Source organism: Bacillus sp. DU-106 (genome assembly GCF_004799705.1).
In the GTDB taxonomy this organism is placed as follows: domain Bacteria; phylum Bacillota; class Bacilli; order Bacillales; family Bacillaceae_G; genus Bacillus_A; species Bacillus_A cereus.
In genome coordinates, this window is the sequence record NZ_CP026607.1 from 4538412 (window position 1) to 4561127 (window position 22716).

Genomic DNA, 22716 nt, shown 5'->3' on the forward strand with positions numbered 1-22716 from the left:
GCATCACTACAGGGTGATACCTCTTTTATTATTTTATGGAAAATAAACCTTTATCCCGCATTAACGAGCAGTAAGACCCCCACCTCGAAATTCAGCAAAGACGAGGAAGTTAGGTGGAGAATCAACTGCCCGTAAAAGCCCGATTGGTGAGGGCTGATAATCAGTGGGGGATGAACCTCCCCAATGATTAAAGTTTCACTTTATATGTAATATTTAAATGTTACATTCAAAAACATCTTACTTTATAATTAAATATACAAATATAAAAGAGGTGATTTTACAAATGCAACCCGCTACACAGCTTTCTAATGAACAAAAACACTCGATGTCATGGGGACAATTTATTAGCTCTGTTTTATTCGCCTTTTTTGGAACTGGACTTATTACTATGTTCCTCGCAATGCCATTAACAATTTATACAGCAGGTCTTACAGATAAAAAACAAGTTGCCCTGTATGAATCTATTGCAAATACTGCAAGTACCGTATTACAACTAGCTGTATTGTTATTCTTCATTTTTAAATTCGAACCCGCAAAAAAATTACTACTAAAATCTTTTAACTTTAAAACACTGAAAGAATGGCGCACATACGTATACTTACTTCTTTTCTTCGTTATCAACATCATACTCAATTACATCTTGTTAAATTATGTGTTCCAAGACGCAACAAAGCAGCAATCTTCCGCACTAAGCTTAGACGTCTTTAAGCAATATCAAATATTATTACTTCTCAGCTTTGCAATACTCACACCCATTTTTGAAGAACTTATTTTCCGTGGTTTTATACTTCGCTTCTTCTCAGAACGCTTTCCATTTTGGATTGCAGCCATCGTAACAAGTTTCTTCTTCGGTATCGCTCATACATACTCACTTGGGGTAATGGTAATTACTTTCTTTATGGGATTATTAATGGCCATTTTATGTAAAAAAACAAAGTCCATTATTCCAGCTATGTTATTTCATATTATGAATAACATGTTGGCATTCTTGAGTTAAAAAGAGGTATCATCGCGATACCTCTCTTTACTCTTTTATCATAACTTCAAACTCTTCTGCGGTTAGCGTTTTTGATAATCCGTATCGTTATTACCCATTTCCTTCAATTTATATATACTCATTAATAATATCCAAAATAAACCTCATGTAGTAAAATATAACTTAATTCACATAAAGGAGTTTACATATGTTCAGTATTATTTGGATGCTTTTCACGCCACTTCTCTTACTATGCGGGATTGCTGGTGGTATTTTTTTAATAGTAACGGGGATTAAATATCGGAAATTACTCGTTGGTTTAATGGGGCTACTTAGCCTATCCTTTGTCACACTACCTTTTGTTCTTTTAAGTGTAGGGATTCATATCGATACAATTTTCCCGATTCCAACTGCTCTTTACTGGACCCTATTTTCTTTAACTGGATTATTAGCAGGGGTAAGTGGAGTACAAGCCAAAATTAAAAGTATACGTAATATGGGATTCATTATTTTTACCATTGGAATATTAGGTGTTATCTTCTGGGAGCTCATGTCTGTAGGTGATTCATTCTATATATAATATTTTTTAGCAACCTACAAATCGGAGGTAATACAGAAGTGTTTGGAATATTAACTTGGATGATTTTAGCTCTTACTTTAATGTTATGCGCATTTATCGTTGGTATTTTTTTAATTATTTATGGTATTAAATGTCATAAATCACTCACTATTATAGCTGGTTTAATTAGCATATTACTTATCGTTGTTCCTATCGTTTGTATAGGTTCTGGAATAGATTTAGAGGGGATGGTTCCAATTTCGGGAACTTTATATTGGTGCTTCTTCTCTTTAGCTGGACTATTAGCTATTATAAGCGGCAGGCAAATATCGAGTATTTGTTCTATGGGGATAATTTTGTTTCTAGCAGGGCTGTGCTCCGTAACTGGTTATTATTTTTTATATCTCACTCTTTAAAAAGACAAAAAAGCAGGGAAATTAATTCCCTGCTTTTCTATTTGGTTTATTGCCTGATTGTAAGAAGAACGATAACACCCAAGCGATACCTGCTAGTATCGTTGCGATTAAGAAGGCATCGTTAATACCGTTAATTGCAGATAGCTTTGAAATTTGTCCATATAATAGTTGTGTGCTCATCGCGTCTCCTGCTTGAGCTGATCCAGCTAAGGCCGCTAAGCTTTGACCCATGCCGTGTACTTTATCAACTAAAATTGGGTTTGATGTTGTTAACATGTTGCCGTAATCAGCTACGTGAGCAGTCGTTTGTTGCGTCATAAGTGTAATTAAAATAGCTGTTCCGATTGAACCCGCTACTTGTCTTGACGTATTTTGCGTTGCTGTACCGTGAGAAATTAATTTCATCGGCAGCGCGTTCATACCAGCTGTCATAATTGGCATCATAATGAATGACATACCAATTGAACGTATAATATAATCCGTCATAATAACGCTATACGGTGTATCCATCGATAATTTTGTAAATTCATATGTCGCATACGTCGTAATTGCCAATCCAATTATCGCTAATGGACGAATACCATATTTATCGAATAATTTACCCGCTACTGGTCCCATGATCCCCATAATTAATGATCCTGGAAGAAGTAGTAAACCAGATTCAATTGGCGTAAAGCCACGAATGTTTTGCAGATATACTGGAAGCAATAACATACCTCCGAATAATGCCATCGTAACGATTGCATTAATTACTAAAGTAAAAGTAAATACTGGATATTTAAATACTTGTAAATCAAGCATTTTATTGTCCGTTGTTAACTCTCTCCAAATAAATAACGCTAAACCAATTACACCGATAACAAGTGAAATAATGACTTCTGCACTAGTCCAACTATTATTTCCAGCTTCACTAAATCCGTACAATAAGCTTCCTAGTCCAATACTTGAACTAACCACACCGAATATATCTAATTTCGTTTTAGACACCGGCTGAGCTAGTGTAAAGAATTTTAAAGATAGGAACGTAATAATTAAACCAATAATAAACATCGCATAGAACATTAAGTTCCAGCTATAGTTTTCAATCACCCAACCTGTTACAGTTGGTCCGATAGCTGGTGCTAAAATCATCGCTACACCTAGTAATCCCATCGCCGCTCCGCGTTTATGAGGCGGGAATAACGTCATGAAGATATTCATACCAACCGGCATTAAAATACCCGCACCAACTGCTTGAATTACGCGACCTGTCATCATCATTGTAAAGTTTCCTGAAGTAGCACAAATGATAGATCCTACCGTGAAGAATAACATTGCTGCTACGAATAATTTACGATACGTAAATCGTGAAACTAAAAAGGCACTAATCGGTACTAAAATACCATTTACAAGCATGAAGCCTGTAATTAACCATTGTGCTGTTGAAGTTGATACATTAAATTCATTCATTAACGGAGGTAATGCAACATTAATGATTGTTTGGTTTAAAATAGAAACGAACATGCCTAGAATTAATACAGCTACAACTGCTTTTACGTTCACATTCTCTACAGGCATAGACATTTGTTTTTTCGGCACTTCTTTTTCTTGTTTTACTTCTTCTTGCTTTCCTGTTTCTAACTCAACTACATTAGAAATTTCCGATTCTTGCTTTCGTTCAATTTCTTTCTCTTCTGTTTCAACTTTACTTACTTCTATTTTACTTACGGCTGGGACTTGTTCTTCTCCCATTTTCGTTTTTTTCTTTCGTAAAAGACGATTTACAAGGAAGAAGACGATTATACAAAATAGTGCATATCCTGCAATTACAATTGAGGACATCTCATCTCCCCCTTACTTATGAATACGAACTGTCACATTCATGCCAGGAACAATATTTACTGATTTGCTATGATCTAAAGAAATTTTAACTGGTACTACTTGTGTTACTTTCGTATAGTTCGCTGTTGCGTTGCTTGATGGCAACATAGAGAATGTATTCGCTGTTGTTAAGCCAACTTGTTCTACTTTTCCTGTTAACGTCGTATCTGGGTATGCATCTACATACACATCTACATCTTGACCTTTTTGAACATCATCAACATCTGTTTCTTCAATGTTTGCTGTTACCCATAAATTGTTCATATCAAATGCATAAGCAATCGGGCTACCCGCTCCAACGAAAGCATTTGTTGTCGCGTTTGATTGTACAACTGTTGCATTTTGTGGAATTGTTACATCTACTGTTTGTTCTCCATTAGCTGCCGCTACAGTAACAGTACCTAATTTATCGTTCTCATTATAATTTTTTCCTACTTCAGCTTTCCAGTCAGTTAGTTTACCTGCTACTGGTGAAGCAACCGGAATTACCTTTCCATCAATCTTTGCATTGTCTGTTTTTAAGTAATTTTCCGTTTGATTGTAATAGTAATAACCGCCAATACCGCCGCCAACTAGTACAATTAATGTGATAATGTTGATAATTACCATTCTTCGAAACTGATTCATTGCATTCCTCTCCTTATATCGCATATAATTTTTTTCTAAACTATTTATGTCCTTATTGTTTAGATTGTTTAATTGTTAATTATATTAACCTTTTAACAAAAAAATCACACCATCTGCAGCGTAAATCGAAATTTATCTACCTGCGAGCGGTGCTGATTTCTGAAGGACTATCGTTTATAATTATAAATAATTATTTTGAATCTACAACCGACAATTCACGTATGAAATGTCGTTTAAACAACAATATAATACCAATATGTTGTTTAAGTATAGAAAATTAAACGAGGGGAAATAAAAATGTCTATTAAAAATACAAATGATCCACGTGTAAAACGGACGAGACAACTCATACAGGATGCTTTTGTCGCTTTAGTAGGCGAAAAAGGCTTTGAAAATGTAACTGTGCAACATATCGCAGAACGCGCTCCTGTAAACCGCGCTACATTTTATAGCCATTACCACGATAAATATGACTTACTAGACAAAAGCATTGAAGAAATGTTAGAAAAGCTAACTGAAGTAATTAAACCGAGAAATAGAAATAAAGAAGATTTCCAACTAACATTTGATTCGCCACATCCAAGTTTTTTGGCCTTGTTCGAACATATTGCAGAAAACACTAACTTCTATAACGTCATGCTTGGTGATAAAGCTGCTGGAAACTATACGTATAAGATGATGAAAGCAATTCAAACGCATTTAACATTAAGCCTCTCTATTTCACAACCTAACGATGAAAAACTAATGGTTCCACGCGATATTCTCATTAGTTATGTTACTGGTGCCCACCTAGGAATGATTATGTCATGGCTAAAAAGAGGGATGATATATACCCCGCATTTTATGGCGATGCAATTAACTCGTTTAATTATTTTAGGGGCTCATACTGCTGCAGGATTAGAAAGGCCTTTTTAAAACATAAAAAAGCGAAGGAGAAGCTCCTTCGCTTTTTCTATTAATTAAATGTAATGTTATGTACAGCCTCTTTATCAAGACGTTTAATAACTTCTACAATTAACTTCACTGCATTTTCATAATCATCACGATGTAACATTGCCGCATGAGAATGGATATAGCGCGTTGCAATTGTAATTGCCATAGAAGGAATACCATTTACAGCAATGTGAATCGCACCCGCATCCGTTCCTCCGCCTGCTACTGAATCATATTGATACGGGATTTGTAATTCATCAGCAACATCAACTACGAAATCACGTAAACCTGTATGTCCAATAACAGAAGCATCATATAAAATGATTTGTGGTCCATCGCCCATTTTACTTTGTGCTTCTTTTGACGTTACACCCGGTGTATCTCCAGCGATACCAACATCTACTGCGAACGCGATATCTGGTTTAATATAATTCGCAGATGTTTTTGCGCCACGAAGACCAACTTCTTCTTGTACAGTTCCAACGCCATATACAACATTTGGATGCTTTTCATCTTTTAATTGTTTTAATACGTCAATTGCAATTGCACAACCGATTCGGTTATCCCATGCTTTTGCAAGTAACATTTTTTCATTCTTCATCACTTGGAATTCAAAGTAAGGTACAACTTGATCTCCTGGTCGTACGCCCCACTCCATCGCTTCTTCTTGGCTAGAAGCACCGATATCGATGAACATGTCTTTAATTTCAACTGGCTTTTTACGAGCTTCTGGAGGTAAAATGTGCGGTGGTTTTGAACCAATTACACCTGTTACATCTCCTTTACGCGTTACAATCGTCACGCGTTGCGCAAGCATAACTTGTGACCACCAGCCACCAACCGTTTGGAAGCGAAGGAAACCTTTGTCATCGATTTGTGTAATCATAAATCCAACTTCATCTAAATGACCTGCAACCATAATTTTCGGGCCGTTTTCTTCCCCTACTTTTTTCGCAACTAAACTCCCTAAATTATCAGTAGAAAGTTCGTCCGCAAACGGCTCAATATATTTCTTCATTACTTCACGTGGTTCACGCTCATTACCAGCAATACCACGTGCATCTGTTAATTCTTTTAGCATTGTCAATGTCGCGTCTAATTTTGTCATTGCCAACACCCTCCTTTTTCTTCAGTCAATTCATTATACAATAATTAAATTGAAATATTCAAAAATTAAATTAGTATCCTTGTGTTTGACGCTGATGATTTACTTCATTTTTATCTAAATATGCTTTTTCAATCTCTTCTTGTTCAAATTCAAGTGCTTGTCCAAGTCGAAGATAGCTCGTAAATAATTCAATATAGTTTGTAATAGATGGTTGATCTGTAAAACGAATTACTTTCGCATATGTGTCTAAGAAAATTTCCACTTGTGTTTTATTCGTCTGTGCACATTTATAGAATAGGAAGTTTTTATCAATACCTAAATCAATTCCGATTGATAAAATAAAATGCAAACCATCTACGTATTCTTCTAATATTACTTCACGTTCTGATGCCGGTTTGTTGCTCCAATATTTAAAACAACGTGTTTCATTTGCAAGTTCTCCAATTTCTACAAGAAGAGCTAACATTTTTTCTTTTAACAATTTTTTCGGTTGTAAGTCATGTTCTTTTGCAATACGGTCATCTAATTCTTTTTGTAATTTAAATAGTTGTAGTAAGTCCATTCTATTGTCCTCCTCCAACATCGCATTTTACGCAACAATGTTGTTTCATCTCAAAGTTCATTATTATGTTTCAGTTCTTATGAATAAGTCAGCTATCTAACTCTTTATAAAATAGCTTGTCCTTAATTTACAAATACGTTTCAGTCATCGCTCTTAAATTGTTCATCTGATGAAAGTTCCATATCATCTTTCCATTATAGCAGTGTCGTTTCAGCTAGGAAAGATACTCTTCTTTCCAAACGAGCAGAATTGAAAAAAGCCAGGAGTATTCTCCTGACTTCATATGTATATTCTTCTATACTGCTATAACTTTTATATTGATTTTGTCATATTGATAACAACATAGCCGTTAATCTTTAGAATTTCTTTCACTTCTAACTTCTATTTGAATACAAATAAAAAAACCTTAGAAGAAAATTCTTCTAAGGTTTCAACTAATTAATTAGTTAATGTTGTTTTTTGCAACTGTTGCTAATTCAGCGAAAGCTTTTTCGTCATGAACAGCTAAGTCAGCAAGCATCTTGCGGTTAACTTCGATGCCAGCATTTTTAAGACCGTGCATTAAGCGGCTGTAAGAAAGACCATTCATACGAGCTGCTGCGTTGATACGTGTAATCCATAATTTACGGAAGTCACGTTTCTTTTGACGGCGGTCACGGAATGCATACATTAGAGATTTCATAACCTGTTGGTTAGCAACCTTGAATAATGTATTTTTTGAACCGTAGTAACCTTTTGCTAATTTAATTACTTTTTTACGACGTTGACGAGTAACTGTACCACCTTTTACTCTTGGCATAATATTACCTCCTAATTGTTCTATATATCAGCCGAACTTATTTTAAGTTGTCAAGCATTTGACGAATGCGTTTGAAGTCACCAGCGCTTACTACACCAGCTTTACGTAGTTTACGTTTAGCTTTTGTAGATTTGTTAGCGAATAAATGGCTTGTGTAAGCGTGAGAACGTTTCAGTTTACCTGATCCAGTCTTTTTGAAACGCTTTGCAGCGCCGCGATGAGTTTTTTGTTTAGGCATAGGTATTTCCTCCTCTATCTATTACTTATCGTTTTTCGGTGCTAAAACTAAGAACATACTGCGTCCTTCCATTTTAGGCTTAGATTCAACTGTGCTAACTTCAGCACAAGCTTCTGAGAAGCGATCTAAAACACGTTGACCGATTTCTTTATGAGTAATGGCACGTCCTTTAAAGCGAATTGATGCTTTAACCTTGTCGCCTTTCTCTAAAAACTTGATAGCATTACGAAGTTTTGTGTTAAAGTCGTGTTCATCAATTGTTGGACTTAAACGAACTTCTTTCATGCTAATTACTTTTTGATTTTTGCGCTGCTCTTTTTCTTTCTTCTGTTGCTCAAAGCGGAATTTACCGTAGTCCATAATGCGGCATACTGGCGGTTTCGCATTTGGAGCAACTAATACTAAATCAAGATTAAGATTTGCAGCTAAGTCTAAAGCGTCATTACGAGACTTGATTCCAAGTTGATCGCCATTTGCGCCAACTAAACGTACTTCACGTGCACGAATTTGCTCGTTAATCATCATATCCTTGCTAATAGTAAGCCACCTCCAAGGTTTTCTCAGAACATATTTTGTAGTCATAGAACCCGAACAAAAAAAGTGCGGGCATACGACACCCACACTTGTAAAATCTTAAGTAAGAAATACATTTACCTGTTAACTGCGAATGCGTCCATCAGGTGAGAAGCGGGTGCTTCTACTTGTTCCACAAAACAATATTCTATTATCCTTGATGAGTTTATCATAGGACATGACGTCTGTCAAGAAGACGCGATGTGTTTTACTAACAACAAGAAATATTGTAACAAACAACTAACATACTTGCAATACTTTTTTATGATAAGTGTTACATGGTTATTTTTTCTAATTTTCCTCAAGTATATTACATAAAAAAGCCGCGGTATACCGCGGCTTTTTCTTATCGTTTTCCTTCTACTTTAATCATGTCAACAAAAGCATCTAATGCGATTGTTTCTGATTTTTGTTCACCATATTTACGTACGTTTACGCCGTTTTCAGTTACTTCATTGTCACCTACTACAAGCATGTACGGAATTTTTTGCATTTGTGCTTCACGGATTTTGTAACCGATCTTCTCTTCACGAGTGTCTAATTCAACACGGATACCAGCACGACGCAATTCGTCTTGTACTTTCTTCGCATAGTCTAAATGTACTTGCGGAGAAACTGGAATTACTTGTACTTGAACTGGAGCTAACCACGTTGGGAATGCACCTTTGTATTCTTCAATTAAGAAGGCTACAAAACGTTCCATAGTTGATACAACACCACGGTGAATTACAACTGGACGATGTTGTTTACCGTCTTCACCAACGTATGATAATTCAAAGCGTTCTGGAAGCAAGAAGTCTAATTGTACAGTTGAAAGTGTTTCGTCTTTTCCAAGAGCAGTACGAACTTGAACGTCAAGTTTTGGACCGTAGAATGCCGCTTCACCTTCAGCTTCATAGTAATCAAGACCCATTTCATCCATAGCTTCTTTTAACATACCTTGTGCTTTTTCCCACATCTCATCATCCGCATAATACTTTTTAGTATCTGCTGGGTCGCGGTAAGATAGACGGAATGAGTAGTTCTCTAAACCGAAATCTTTGTACACTTCTAGAGTTAAGTTTACAACACGTTTTAACTCTTCTTTAATTTGATCTGGACGAACGAAAATATGCGCATCGTTTAAAGTCATTCCGCGTACACGTTGTAATCCAGATAACGCACCTGACATTTCATAACGGTGCATTGTTCCAAGTTCCGCAATACGGATTGGTAATTCACGGTAGCTGTGAATATCATTTTTATAAACCATCATATGATGAGGACAGTTCATTGGACGAAGAACTAATTCTTCGTTATCCATTTCCATTGATGGGAACATGCCATCACGGTAGTGGTTCCAGTGACCAGAAGTTTCATAAAGCTCTCTGCTTCCTAGTACTGGAGTATATACGTGATCATAGCCTAAGCTTGCTTCTTTATCAACGATATAACGCTCGATAATACGACGAATTGTTGCACCCTTTGGTAACCAAAGTGGTAAACCTTGTCCTACTTTTTGGCTATTAGTAAATAGTTTTAATTCTTTACCTAATTTACGGTGATCGCGCTCTTTCGCTTCTTCAAGCATACGTAAGTGCTCATCTAATTCCGCTTTTTTAACGAATGCAGTACCGTAAATACGTTGTAGCATTTTATTATTGCTATCGCCGCGCCAGTAAGCACCTGCAACGCTTAATAATTTAAACACTTTAATTTTCCCTGTAGATGGAAGGTGAACACCACGACAAAGGTCGAAGAATTCGCCTTGCTCATAGATTGAAATAACTGCATCTTCTGGAAGATCGTTAATTAAATCTAATTTTAACTCATCGCCGATTTCTTCAAAGCGACGAATTGCTTCTGCACGTGGTACTTCATGACGAACGATTTCTAAGTTCTCGTTCACGATTTTTTGCATTTCTTTTTCGATTTTCTTGAAGTCTTCAACTGTAATTGCTTCTTCCATATCAATATCGTAGTAGAAGCCATTTTCAATTACTGGACCAATGCCGAGCTCAACCTTAACATCTTTATATAAACGTTTTAACGCTTGTGCTAAAAGGTGGGCTGTTGAATGGCGTAAAATATATAGGCCATCTTCAGAATCTAATGTAATGATAGAAACTGCACCATCTTCTTCGATTGGTGTAACAAGATCGATCATCTCATCGTTTAATTTTCCAGCTACAGCTTTTTTCTTTAAGCCTGGGCTAATAGAAGCTGCGATTTCTTCAGTTGTTACGCCTTTTGGAAACTCCTTCACAGCTCCATCAGGGAAAGTAATTTTAACTACATCTGCCATCACTGGTCACTCCTCTTTTTCTCAAAATAAAAAACACTCATCCCGTAAAAAGGGACGAGTGTTGAATTCGTGGTTCCACCCTTGTTCCAATTAACATAATTGTTAATTGCTCAAGTTCAACATAACGGTGTTGTCCGTTAGCAATTACTAGAAAAACCGTTCACTGCTAAAGTTTAGAGGTGGTAAGTAATAATCCCGTACTAGGAAGCTCACACCCTAAGGCTTCCCTCTCTGAAAATCGTAGAAAACTACTCATGTCCTCATCATGACATTTCAATATATTTCATTTATGTAGGTAATTATATGCTCAAAAACTTAGAAAATCAAGGGCGTTACCTTTATTTTTTAAATTTTTCACATTGCGCTCAAAATCATGTAATCCATGTAATTGGACCCGTTCTTGGAACACATTTCGCAAAGTAATAATCATATTATGGTCTTGTTCTTTCGTATATAAATAAATCTTTTTAGGCGAAATAGAAAGAAGCGGCGCAATTACTTTCGTATCAATATATACATCATTTTGCTTTAATAATTCCTCATCTATATATTGGACCAACTTCTCCTGTTTTAAACGTCTACCTTTATCATCATAAAAGATAAAGCTTTCATCAAAAATAAGATGCACGCAAGACAAACGTGATTTACGGCTACTTACTTGTTGCCGAAGCGTCTCAATGAACATTTGGTATTCTTGCTCCATCTTATATTCATCAATTGCCACTTCCGCAAGTTTAGCCACCATTTCCCTATATGTACGAAGACGAAAACGGATATATGATGAAAACGAGAATGAGAGCGGATCACAAAGCCAATTATTTAAAGAAGACTTAATATATGACTCAAATGCGTTACGCGTTAAATCCTGAGCTACACCTTTTCTTCTTCCCTTTAAAATCTCATGTGCCATGTGCAATATTTGATGACACTCTTCTTGTTCTTCATAAAAAAACTTTTCTTTTAAAATCGTATAAATCCACTCATTTTGTTTCACATTCACAATGAAATACACCATCACTGGCAATAAGATTTTTTCAATATAATTCGATTCACGTACTGGTATGTGAATCACCACTTTTTGTTCCTGTAAATACACACTCGTTTCCTTATATAACACTTCCGCTCTTTTCAGCAATTGTCTATATACGTGCATAGCATCATTTTTTTCTTCGAAGCAAATTTCAATCACTTTTGTCCCCCCTTTTATCCCCGCTCTAAAGGACTGTATCTATACGTTACAAATCCTATAAGAGTCCGTCCCGCGTGAATTTCACTCTTAGTAGAATCACATTTCCTATCGTTAGAAAATCCACTCAATATGGCTTGCTAATTTTATATATATTAAGGGAGGGAGAAAAAAATGATACAAGCTACTATGAATTTTTATTGTATACTTTACTTATCAATAAAAGGGGGTATCTGAATGTTTGAATATAAATTCGTAAAAGTCGAATTACATTGGGGGTTCACTCGCTCAAAACCAGCTGAAGACTACCAAGAAATTATTCAAGAACATGCTAGAGATGGCTGGAGGTTCGTACAGATTGTTGCCCCTACGTTTGGCAGTTCTGGACAACCTGAATATTTCGATCTCATATTCGAAAAGAAAATATCACTATAATACAAAAAAAGAGCAAGCTGAGAAGCTTACTCTTTTACTTATGACGACGGTTTTTCCCACCAATTGGAATTGGTTTCGCTAAATATTTAATTCTTTCCATAATACGTGCTGCTTTCATTTCTTCAGCCTCACCACGCTGCGTATACGTTAAATGGTGTTCCAGTTGTTTAAAATCAAAATTAGACGTAAAGAACGTCGGTAAGTTTTCTAACATACGGAATTGTAAGATTGCACCGAGTACATCGTCACGGACAAAGCTTGACATCGCTTCTGCCCCGATATCATCTAACATTAAAACTTGTACGCGTTTAACCGCATCAATCTTCTCACCAATCGAATTATCTTGAATTGAACTTTTAATTTCACGTAAAAATTCCGGGAAGTATACGAGCATCGAACTTATTTTCTTTCGAGCAAGCTCGTTCGCTATTGCTCCTAACAAATACGTTTTTCCTACACCAAATTTACCGTACAAATATAAACCTTGTGCTTTTTTACCTGGTTCATATGTACTTAAAAATTCATTCGCTGCACCAATCGCATCGATACGTGCATTTAAATCAGAAGGATCTAAGTTTTCCATAGTTGCCTGTAAAATATCCGTTGGCATATATACACTTTGAACAAGTTTTTCATATTTCTTTCTCTCGTCATGCGCTACTTTTCTAACGCAGCGATCGTATTGAATATCAATCATCTTCCCTTGAATAACAAGCTTTGGCTCGTACCCTTGTAGCATATTTTTACATGAGCCTAAATCCGGACAATCCACGCAACCTACACTTTGTCCAATATATTCATATAACTTCACAAGACTGCGCTCAATCATAGAAGTCGTTACTTCACCCTTATGTTCATCTATAAATTCTTTCACACGCGGATGCGCCATTACTTCTGCCTTTAATACTTCATATCTATTTTTAAAGTTTTCATTTTCCATTAATTTTGCAAATGAATTTTGAATATGCTCCATTTTCTCACCTCAAAGAGCGTTCATTCTCTTCTATTAATCACGCTTATATTTTTTTAACACTTCTTCTAGTCGTTTTCGTTCATCTTCTAGCGTACTTGCATCTTTTTCTACACTTACATCTTTCTTCACTGTTTCTTTCTCTTGTTCTTTCGGCTCTTCTTCCTTAAGCCAATCTGGCACCATTTCTTTCCGCACCGTTTTCTTCGCCGTACGGCCTTTTTTCTTCGTCTCAGCCCACTCTTGATATTGACGGTTCTCTTCTTTCGCTAACGCCATCGCGTCCGCTACTGTACCGACCTTTTTACGTGCCCAATGCCCAGCAATCTTCTCGACATACGTTTTCGCAAGTTTCATATCTGAGCGTAGCATAACATAATAAATAAGTACATTCACAACTCCTGGTGTCAATTTTTGATTAATCATGACATCTTCAACGATCTGCAAGTCCGCTTTCGTTGCCTCTGCACCACCAGAAATCTCTTTCAATAGTTGTTTTGGTGAGATTTCCTCTAGCTGCTTTATTAGCATCTCCTCTTGCGATGAAGGCTCTTTCTCTTTCATCGTACGTGCAGCATGAGGCTGTACTCTTTCACTTAATACCGGTAATGCTTGACCATTTTCAAATTGATACCAATCGCGCGCTCCTTTTCTAAGCCTTTCCATATCAATTGTTTGCATCTCTGTCACTGCACCAAGAACGATATTTTGCATCGATAACACATCTACACCATACACGTAAGCAAGTGTTATAACGCAGTCTCTCACTTGATCTGTAATCGCCTTTTTAGGAACAAGAGCGGACAATCCATCTACAAATAAAGAGAAATCAAAGAAATCATTCCAAACTTTCGGAGCATCTCCCTTCTCGTTACTTGGCATAGTTGTCGTTTTCGGAATACGAAGGTCTTCTTGCGCATGCTCAAGCTGTCCTGGATTAAACGAACCAAACACATCATTGAAAGAACGCGTAACATTTTCATAAGAAGCAAAATCAAATTCTTCTTCTAAGAAATATTGCTTTACTTGATTATATTTTGTCCTGCTCAATCGATTGTATAAAAAAATACTTAAAACAATATCATCAAAAAACTGCTTCGGAGATAAAGGTGGTTGCAACTCATATATGAACATTCGAATATCTTTTTCTTTCTTAATATATACCTTCAAAAGCCCAATTGCCTCTAACTTTACTCGTTCCTCATATACTTCAGGAAGTTGCATTTGCATAGTCACCATAAGGGAATGATGCGTATTCTCTTTTCCAAATACACGATCTTGCTCAAGCTCTCCCCATAGTGTCATGTATAAGCTAAAAGCTCTACTACCTATTAACGGCTGATACAACATCGTTAACACTTTCCGGTCGTAATTGTGCAGTAGTCCTTTCGCACTTACTTTATAACGATCAATCGGCAATAGCTCCATCCATGACTGTTTTTCCATTCTTGCTTTTCCTTTCTCTCATCCAATCTATCCTCTACTTCATTCGTTCTATCTTCATTATATAAATTCTTAGTGAAAAAGAGCTATTAGCTTGCGCTTCTAGCTCTCTTATCCTATTACTTACGGTATGTAAAGAGAATAAAATACAACTTCTACTCTCTTTCTTTTTGCAGTATATCTTTTAATTCTTCAATAAATACATTTAAATCTTTAAATTGACGATATACAGAAGCAAAACGTACGTAAGCAACATCATCAATATCGCGAAGTTCTTCCATAACAATTTCACCAATCATATCACTTTTCACTTCTGATATACCTAAATTACGCAGTTCACGTTCCACGCTTTGTGTTACTTCTTCTAATTGTCTTAAAGATACTGGTCTTTTTTCACACGCTTTAATTAAACCGCGTAAAATCTTTTCTTTATTAAACTCTTCTCGTGTGCCTTCTTTTTTTACAACGATAAGAGGTGACTCTTCTACCCTTTCAAAGGTCGTAAAGCGACTTAAGCAGCTTTCACACTCTCTCCTTCTTCGAATAGAGCGCCCCTCGTCTACCGGACGCGAATCTAACACTCTTGTACCATTATGAGAACAGGATGGACAACGCAATTCATTCACTCCTTTACATTATACTCTTTATTTTTCTCTACTCACTTCACCTAAAATATATATACAATATTATATAACTCATTCTAACTCTCTTACCACTTTAAGTTCCAGCGCATCACTTTATCATCTCATCCTTAAAAATAAGATGGTATATAGGGCACTACCTCATTTGCAAGAGTCCAATTTATTCAACTAACGAGTACGTTATATTTTCCCTTTTTTATAAACTAAAAAAGAGGTGCATTATACACCTCTTTACATTTTAAATCAATTATGTTCTTTTTTAAAGAGCTTTTGTTTCTCTCTGCTTAATTTCGAAGCTACCAGTGCCTCGAGGAAGCTCGATGCTCTCACGCGTTTTCGCGTTTAAACCTTCTGCAATATATTCTGCAGCAACATTTGGATCAATACGATCCCCACAAGTATAAACATCAATACTTGCGTAACCGTGCTCCGGAAAGCTATGAATTGTTAAATGTGATTCTGAGATAATTACTACTCCACTTACACCTTGTGGTGCAAATTTATGGAAAGCAACCTCACGCACTTCAGCACCAGCTCTTAGTGCTGCATCCACAAATAATTGTTCAATATACGGCATGTCATTAAGCTTGTCGAAATCGCAATCCCAAAGTTCAGCGATCACGTGACGACCCATCGTATCCATAGTATCCATTCTACAGTTCCCCCTTGTAAATTTATTCTAACTGTTCGAATTGAAAACTAATTTGCAATTTGGCTTGCTCCACTACCACGGGGGAAAGTTAGTCCAGAGAGGTCCTAACCCTTTAAGTAGTGACTACGTACCTCAGCTCTTAAGTTTACGAGTGTTAGTATACTTTGTTTATTTTCATTTTGCAACAACAGTTTTTTCGATTTTCTGTCATATTTTCCTCTTTACTTTTCCCTAAAAAAAATAAACGATTCACAAATGCAGTAATCACAACGTTTCGTGGTATGTCCACTTTTTAAAATATACTTATATAATTTTTTTCCTTTTCAGAAAAAATTAAAAAAAGAGGGCAAATATTGCCTTGCCCTCTCCTCCCTTATTCACTTAAATGTGTTGCACATTTTCTTGTTTCGCTAACTCTTGAACAACTAACGTTACAAGATCTACAACACGACGAGAGTAGCCCCACTCGTTATCATACCAAGCAAGTACTTTCACTTTACGATCACCCATTACCATTGTAGATAAACCATCGATAATAGCTGAGTGTGTATTTGTATTAAAGTCGATAGATACTAAAGGCTCTTCGCTGAATTCTACAATACCTTTTAACGCACCGTTTGCAACAGTTTTGAATGCATCGTTAATAGCTTCAACTGTCACATCGCGTTTTACATCTACTACTAAATCAACAAGAGACACGTTTGGTGTTGGTACACGAAGTGCCATACCATGAAGTTTTCCGTTTAAATGTGGAAGAACTTTTGCTAGCGCTTTCGCAGCACCTGTCGTTGTCGGAATGATTGATTGTCCGCAAGCACGTGCTCTTCTTAAATCTTTATGTGGGTTATCAATATTTTTTTGGTCATTTGTATAAGCGTGAACTGTCGTCATTAAACCGTTTTCAATTCCAAACTGCTCATCTAACACCTTCACAACAGGCGCTAAACAATTTGTTGTACAAGATGCATTTGAAATAACAGTATGTTTTGTAATATCTAATTGGTCTTCGTTCACACCAACTACAATTGTTACATCTTCATTTTTACCAGGCGCTGTTAAAATAACTTTTTTCGCTCCAGCTTCAACGTGAAGAATTGCTTTTTCTTTCGAATTAAATTTACCAGTTGCTTCAATTACAACTTCAACACCTAAATCTGTCCAAGGCAATTCCTTTGGATCGCGGTTGTTTAAAAGGCGAATCATTTTTCCATCAACTAATAAGTGATCTTCAAATGCTTCTACTGTTCCGTCAAACTTGCCATGAACTGTATCATATTTAATTAAGTGTGCTAACGTTTCAGATGGATAGCTTGCATTGATTGCTACAATTTCGAATGCGCTTTCTTTTATTGCTTGACGAAATACCATTCTCCCAATACGTCCAAATCCATTAATTGCCACACGAGTCATAATATGTTATCCCCCTTGAATGCGTTATACTATTTATCTCCAATCCCAATAATAGTATAACACAAAAAGGGGATATGTCACTAAGCATTTTCATTAATTTCACAATTTTTTAGTCAATAATGTTCCACTTTTTTAAAATTACCTGCAATTGTGTTTTCGTTCCCATAATTGTGCCATCATTATTTATCACTTCATCTGCATTTTTCACTTTTTCTTCTAACGGCATTTGAGATTGAATACGAGCTGTTGCTTCTTCTTCTAAAAAGTTATTTCGTTTCATTAAACGTTCTAATTGCGTATGCGGCTTAACCGCTACAACTAAAATGCGGTCAACGAGACTTGTTAATTTGCTTTCAAATAAGAGAGGAATATCTAACACAACCGCTTGCATACCTTCTTTTATGTACATTTCCTTTTGCCTATTCATTTCCTCACGCACTGCAGGATGAACAATTTTATTTAACTGCAATCGTTTTTCTTCATTATAGAAAACGACACTTCCTAGTTTTGGACGATCTAGTTCTCCATCCTCTTGTAACACTTCCGTTCCAAATACTTCTACTATTTTGTTATATGCTGGTTTTCCTCGCTCTACAACTTCTCTTGCGATAATATCTGCATCAATAACTGGTATGCTCAGTTCACGAAACATTTGAGACACTGTACTTTTTCCGCTTGCAATGCCTCCCGTTAATCCAATTACTACTGTCATAATAATCCTCCTCATAATAAAAGGCGCGAAACTAATGTTCCACGCCCATACTTACATTTTCCAAATTCCAATAATGATGAGTAATACTCCAGGCAGGAATGTAAATTTTTGTAACCACTTCATATTTGATAAAACCGTTCCAAGTTTCATTCCAATAAATAAAAACAAAGAACTCATAACTGCAACTAATATCGCCATCATAGCGGGTGCATACCCTAATAAAGATGCACCAATTCCGGCACCAAATGAATCTACAGAAAGAGCTATACCAAGAAGTAATGCTTCTCCTGCAGAAATGGTGCCTGATTTATCAAAATCTGCAACAGTCGGTTTCCGTAAAATTTGAATCACTAGGCCTAGCGAGGCAATCTCTAATTTCCAGACCTTCTCCTCTTGCTTCGGTTCTTCTTTTCTCTCACTTCGAAAAAATTGATATAATACCCAAATCCCTATTCCAATAAGAACAAGCCCACCGATACGCGTTGCGATAACAGGTGAAAATACTTTCGCGATCATATGTCCAATTCCCATTGAAACAAGCATAACAGCCGCTGAACACATTCCGATAATTATAATTGATCTTAGTGGAATTCTTACGCTTCTTAAACCATATGTTAGCCCTACACTACAGCTATCTAAGCTTAATGTAAAAGCTAATAAAATAAGAGATAAATAAAGGTACATCGGTAAGCTCCTCCCTTATACATAGCTCTGCTGTATGTATATGACAAATGCCTATCCGATGTTATCTCTTTTCTATATTCTAGGCTGACAAATTGGGCAGTAATGCGTTCCTCGCCCGCCAACAACTGTTTTTTCTAATATCGTGCCACAAGTTACGCACGGCTCTCCTTTTTTCCCATATACATTTAGGAGTTCTTGGAACGAACCAATTTGCCCTTGTGAGTTGATATACGTCCGAATTGTACTTCCGCCACGCTTTACTGCTTCGCCTAGCGTTGTAACGGTAGCCTCATAAATTCGCTCAATTTCTTCTACTGTTAAAGACGAAGCTTCTCGTTCTGGATGGATTTGAGAACGGAATAAAACTTCATCTACATATATATTTCCAAGCCCTACTAAAAGACGCTGGTCCAGTAGCACAACTTTTATTTTACGATTTGTCTTTTGTAATCTTTCTTGCAAATACTGCGGTGTCATTTCAGCATCAAATGGCTCCGGACCTAAGTCAGCAAGAGGCATTTGGTTCATTTCTTCACCTTTCTTAAAGAGATGCATCGTACCAAACTTTCTCACATCTTTATAATGTAATTCCGTTCCATCTGTAAATAAGAAACGGACGTGCGTATGTTTATCAATCGGCTCATCCTCTTGATGTAATAAAAACTTACCTTCCATACGCAAATGTGAAACAATGACATAATTCGTTACATATAAAAGCAAAAACTTTCCTCTTCGCTTTATATTTTCAATCTTCTCGCCTTTTAGCATTTCTTTAAAGATTTCTGCATCATCCGGTCGTTTCACTATTTTTGGATAAGTAACAATAACATCTTCAATCGTTTTTCCTGTTACAAGATTTTCAAGTGTCCGTCTGACGTTTTCAACCTCTGGTAATTCAGGCATTTCATCACTTCCTTATTTTGCGTCGTACCAAGTTGGACCGTAAGAATAATCAACTTTCAGCGGAACTGCAAGTTCAATCGCATGTTCCATTACTTCAGGTACAAGCTGCTCTAATTTTTCGATTTCTTCTTTTGGTGCTTCAAATATTAATTCATCGTGTACTTGCAGAAGAAGACGCGCTTGTAATCCTTCTTCTTCTAAACGATCTGCCATAATAATCATCGCTTTTTTAATAATATCTGCTGCAGTACCTTGAATTGGTGTATTCATCGCTGTACGCTCAGCGAAGCTACGCAAGTTAAAATTACGACTCGTAATTTCTGGAATATAACGGCGACGATTTAATAATGTAGCTACATATCCTTTTTGTTTCGCATCTTTTACGATGTCCTCCATGTATTCTTGTACACCAGGGAAACTTTCTAAATACTTTTCAATAAATTCCGCTGCTGCTTTTCTTGTAATTCCTAAGTTTTGTGAAAGACCATAATCACTAATACCATACACAATTCCGAAGTTAACAGCTTTCGCTTGTCGTCTCATATTTGAAGTTACTTCATCTTTTTCAACGCCAAATACATCCATAGCTGTTTTCGTATGAATATCCATGTCATGTTGGAACGCTTCAACTAGCCCTTTATCATTTGCAATATGAGCTAATACACGCAGTTCGATTTGTGAATAATCAGCCGCATACATAATCCATCCTTCTTCTGATGGAACAAATGCCTGACGAATCTTTCTTCCTTCTTCTAATCGAATCGGGATATTTTGCAAGTTCGGATCCGTTGAACTTAATCGACCTGTTTGCGTTAACACTTGATTAAAGCGAGTATGAATTTTAGATGAATCTTCATGTACAACTTTCAGTAAACCTTCAATGTAAGTTGAATTTAGTTTCCCTAATTGACGATAATGTAAAATATTTGGAATAATTTCATGGTGATTCATAAGCTTATCTAGTACATCAGCTGACGTAGAATAACCTGTTTTCGTCTTTTTAATAACCGGTAAGTTTAAGTTCTCAAACAGAATAACACCAAGCTGCTTCGGTGAATTAATATTAAACTCTGTTCCCGCAAGCTTATAGATTTCCTGTTCCATTTCCTTTAATCTACCCGCAAGTTCTTCTCCCATATTACGAAGACGCTCTGTATCAACTTTTACACCCTTTACTTCCATATCAGCTAATACACGTGCAAGCGGCAATTCTAACTCTGTAAACAGTTCATATTGCTCATTCTTCTTTAACTCTTCAACGAATGTTTGCTTTACATCATATAATACATGCACTTTACGAGCCACATGCTCCGCGACTACCTTTAACTCTGGAACAGCACGTTTCGCACCTTTTCCGTAAACTTCTTCATCTGATTTCACAGCATGCGTTTCTTTCATTTTCGCTACAGTACGGAAATCTTTATCTGTATCAGCCGGGTCAAGTAAATAAGCAGCGATTAATAGATCAAAGTCAATCCCTTGCATATCTATCCCATTCCATTTCAGTGCAACGATTGCACGCTTCGCATCAAATGTATGCTTTCTCATCTCTCCATCTGCAAGCCACTCTTTAAAAGCATCTGACTTGAGAGCAATGTCTGTCTGAATAAAGTAACATCCATTTTCATTTTGAATACCGAAACCTTGAATGTCTGCTTTATGATAGTTATCTTCTTGTACTTCAACGATAAGCGCACTATCTTGCTGAAGCATTTCTTCTGTAACTTCTTCCACAATATCAAATGTAATATCATCTAATTCAGCTGGAGCTGTTTCTTCTGGCGTAACGCCTAATTTATTTAAAAGAGATGTAAATCCTAAACTCTCGAACATTGGAATGACATCACTTGCTTCATATCCTTTATACGCCATATCATCCACATGAACTGTAATCGGCGCATCTGTAATAATAGTTGCAAGATCCTTACTCATAAGAGCTTGTTCTTTATTTTCTTCCAGTTTTTCTTTTAATTTCTTCCCACTTACTTGATCTATATTTTCATACACCGCTTCAACCGTTCCAAACTGTGTTAACAATTTAATTGCCGTTTTTTCACCAACTCCTGGTACACCCGGTATATTATCTGACTGGTCTCCCATTAAACCTTTCATATCGATAATTTGCTTTGGTGATAAGCTGTATTTTTCAAATAAAGCTTCTTTCGTATATTCATCCACTTCTGTAATCCCTTTTCGCGGAATACATACAAGCGTGTTATCAGAAACAAGTTGAAGTAAATCTTTATCTCCTGAAATAACTTTTACACTCGCCCCTTGCTCACTCGCTTCTTTCGCTAACGTTCCCATGATGTCATCCGCTTCATAATTTTCTAATTCATAACGCGGTACATTGAACGCATCCAGCATCTCACGAATAAACGGGAACTGCTCTGATAATTCAGGTGGAGTCTTTTGACGTCCTCCTTTATACTCACTATACGTTTTATGACGGAACGTTGTTTTGCCTGCATCAAACGCCACTAACATATGAGTTGGCTTTTCTTCCTCTAATATTCTCATTAACATCATTGTAAAACCGTAAATTGCGTTCGTATGTATACCTTTGTCGTTATTTAAAAGCGGTAGTGCAAAGAAAGCACGATACGCGATATTATTACCATCTACTAATACGACCTTTTTTTCCAAAATTGAAACCTCCCCATACAAATTTGAAATGATTTTTTTCACAGAAAAAAACCGTTCCTTTCCTCTCTCTATATTAACATGACTAATAGAGAGAAGAAA

General features: G+C 36.4%; 23 protein-coding genes and 2 other annotated features. Of the genes, 5 read left to right on the plus strand and 18 right to left on the minus strand.

All coding sequences use genetic code 11. The annotated features are described in order from the left end of the window. Window positions 1-283 precede the first annotated feature (283 nt). From C3Y97_RS23070 to C3Y97_RS23080, 3 genes are all read left to right on the plus strand, one after another. Window positions 284-997: a CPBP family intramembrane glutamic endopeptidase gene (locus C3Y97_RS23070; RefSeq protein WP_001182108.1), complete on the plus strand. Its 714-nt coding sequence runs from the start codon at window positions 284-286 to the stop codon at window positions 995-997. Between the two features lie 187 nt (window positions 998-1184). Continuing rightward, on the plus strand, window positions 1185-1556 hold the full coding sequence (locus C3Y97_RS23075) for a hypothetical protein (RefSeq protein ID WP_000491395.1): 372 nt from the start codon (window positions 1185-1187) through the stop codon (window positions 1554-1556). Window positions 1557-1594: 38 nt separating this feature from the next. Beyond that, complete coding sequence (locus C3Y97_RS23080) at window positions 1595-1951, plus strand: ammonia permease (RefSeq protein WP_136363668.1); 357 nt, start codon at window positions 1595-1597, stop codon at window positions 1949-1951. Between the two features lie 21 nt (window positions 1952-1972). On the opposite strand, the gene C3Y97_RS23085 is transcribed toward C3Y97_RS23080, so the two are convergent. Further along, window positions 1973-3772, minus strand: coding sequence for a DHA2 family efflux MFS transporter permease subunit (locus tag C3Y97_RS23085; RefSeq protein WP_000095295.1), 1800 nt, complete (start codon window positions 3770-3772; stop codon window positions 1973-1975). A 12-nt stretch (window positions 3773-3784) separates the two neighbouring features. Continuing rightward, window positions 3785-4438, minus strand: a complete 654-nt coding sequence (locus C3Y97_RS23090; protein WP_001071419.1) for an HlyD family secretion protein — start codon at window positions 4436-4438, stop codon at window positions 3785-3787. A gap of 297 nt (window positions 4439-4735) precedes the next feature. On the opposite strand from C3Y97_RS23090, the gene C3Y97_RS23095 reads away from it, so the two are divergent. After that, window positions 4736-5353, plus strand: a complete 618-nt coding sequence (locus C3Y97_RS23095) for a TetR/AcrR family transcriptional regulator (RefSeq protein WP_000023672.1) — start codon at window positions 4736-4738, stop codon at window positions 5351-5353. A 40-nt stretch (window positions 5354-5393) separates the two neighbouring features. On the opposite strand, the gene C3Y97_RS23100 is transcribed toward C3Y97_RS23095, so the two are convergent. The 7 genes from C3Y97_RS23100 to ytxC form a co-directional block, all read right to left on the minus strand. Next, on the minus strand, window positions 5394-6479 hold the full coding sequence (locus C3Y97_RS23100) for a M42 family metallopeptidase (protein ID WP_000163555.1): 1086 nt from the start codon (window positions 6477-6479) through the stop codon (window positions 5394-5396). A gap of 70 nt (window positions 6480-6549) precedes the next feature. Then, a complete protein-coding gene (locus C3Y97_RS23105) occupies window positions 6550-7041 on the minus strand; it encodes a dUTP diphosphatase (protein ID WP_000365050.1) in 492 nt (163 codons plus the stop codon). A gap of 442 nt (window positions 7042-7483) precedes the next feature. Continuing rightward, entirely contained in the window at window positions 7484-7840 is a 357-nt protein-coding gene (gene rplT, locus C3Y97_RS23110) for a 50S ribosomal protein L20 (protein ID WP_001138362.1), read from the minus strand. Window positions 7841-7877: 37 nt separating this feature from the next. Further along, window positions 7878-8078 (minus strand): 50S ribosomal protein L35, encoded by a 201-nt coding sequence (rpmI, locus tag C3Y97_RS23115; RefSeq protein ID WP_001125945.1) that lies wholly within the window; start codon window positions 8076-8078, stop codon window positions 7878-7880. 21 nt (window positions 8079-8099) lie between these two features. After that, window positions 8100-8603: a translation initiation factor IF-3 gene (infC, locus tag C3Y97_RS23120; protein WP_000973215.1), complete on the minus strand. Its 504-nt coding sequence runs from the start codon at window positions 8601-8603 to the stop codon at window positions 8100-8102. Between the two features lie 63 nt (window positions 8604-8666). Next, window positions 8667-8787: a sequence feature (ribosomal protein L20 leader region), on the minus strand. 210 nt (window positions 8788-8997) lie between these two features. After that, window positions 8998-10935, minus strand: coding sequence for a threonine--tRNA ligase (thrS, locus tag C3Y97_RS23125; RefSeq protein ID WP_000786083.1), 1938 nt, complete (start codon window positions 10933-10935; stop codon window positions 8998-9000). Between the two features lie 47 nt (window positions 10936-10982). Further along, window positions 10983-11211: a binding site (T-box leader), on the minus strand. Between the two features lie 31 nt (window positions 11212-11242). Next, the gene (gene ytxC / locus C3Y97_RS23130; RefSeq protein ID WP_000569629.1) at window positions 11243-12124 is read right to left on the minus strand and encodes a putative sporulation protein YtxC; all 882 of its coding nucleotides are present in this window, start codon (window positions 12122-12124) and stop codon (window positions 11243-11245) included. Window positions 12125-12358: 234 nt separating this feature from the next. On the opposite strand from ytxC, the gene C3Y97_RS23135 reads away from it, so the two are divergent. After that, complete coding sequence (locus C3Y97_RS23135) at window positions 12359-12556, plus strand: DUF4177 domain-containing protein (protein ID WP_000464456.1); 198 nt, start codon at window positions 12359-12361, stop codon at window positions 12554-12556. A 34-nt stretch (window positions 12557-12590) separates the two neighbouring features. Here the strand turns inward: C3Y97_RS23135 and dnaI are convergent, their stop codons facing one another. The 9 genes from dnaI to polA form a co-directional block, all read right to left on the minus strand. Beyond that, complete coding sequence (dnaI, locus tag C3Y97_RS23140) at window positions 12591-13529, minus strand: primosomal protein DnaI (RefSeq protein ID WP_000400104.1); 939 nt, start codon at window positions 13527-13529, stop codon at window positions 12591-12593. Between the two features lie 33 nt (window positions 13530-13562). Further along, complete coding sequence (locus tag C3Y97_RS23145) at window positions 13563-14972, minus strand: replication initiation and membrane attachment family protein (RefSeq protein ID WP_000415049.1); 1410 nt, start codon at window positions 14970-14972, stop codon at window positions 13563-13565. A gap of 152 nt (window positions 14973-15124) precedes the next feature. After that, complete coding sequence (gene nrdR / locus C3Y97_RS23150; protein WP_001203687.1) at window positions 15125-15586, minus strand: transcriptional regulator NrdR; 462 nt, start codon at window positions 15584-15586, stop codon at window positions 15125-15127. A 283-nt stretch (window positions 15587-15869) separates the two neighbouring features. After that, window positions 15870-16253: an adenosylmethionine decarboxylase gene (gene speD / locus C3Y97_RS23155; RefSeq protein WP_002003660.1), complete on the minus strand. Its 384-nt coding sequence runs from the start codon at window positions 16251-16253 to the stop codon at window positions 15870-15872. Window positions 16254-16643: 390 nt separating this feature from the next. Further along, on the minus strand, window positions 16644-17672 hold the full coding sequence (locus tag C3Y97_RS23160) for a glyceraldehyde-3-phosphate dehydrogenase (protein WP_000198975.1): 1029 nt from the start codon (window positions 17670-17672) through the stop codon (window positions 16644-16646). A 109-nt stretch (window positions 17673-17781) separates the two neighbouring features. Further along, window positions 17782-18384: a dephospho-CoA kinase gene (gene coaE, locus C3Y97_RS23165; RefSeq protein ID WP_000219314.1), complete on the minus strand. Its 603-nt coding sequence runs from the start codon at window positions 18382-18384 to the stop codon at window positions 17782-17784. A gap of 51 nt (window positions 18385-18435) precedes the next feature. Then, on the minus strand, window positions 18436-19068 hold the full coding sequence (gene ytaF, locus C3Y97_RS23170) for a sporulation membrane protein YtaF (protein WP_000281747.1): 633 nt from the start codon (window positions 19066-19068) through the stop codon (window positions 18436-18438). A gap of 72 nt (window positions 19069-19140) precedes the next feature. After that, window positions 19141-19971: a DNA-formamidopyrimidine glycosylase gene (gene mutM / locus C3Y97_RS23175; RefSeq protein WP_001114478.1), complete on the minus strand. Its 831-nt coding sequence runs from the start codon at window positions 19969-19971 to the stop codon at window positions 19141-19143. 12 nt (window positions 19972-19983) lie between these two features. Further along, window positions 19984-22617 carry a DNA polymerase I gene (gene polA, locus C3Y97_RS23180; RefSeq protein ID WP_000412802.1) on the minus strand — a complete coding sequence of 878 codons (2634 nt, stop codon included), beginning with the start codon at window positions 22615-22617 and terminating at the stop codon, window positions 19984-19986. Window positions 22618-22716 lie beyond the last annotated feature (99 nt).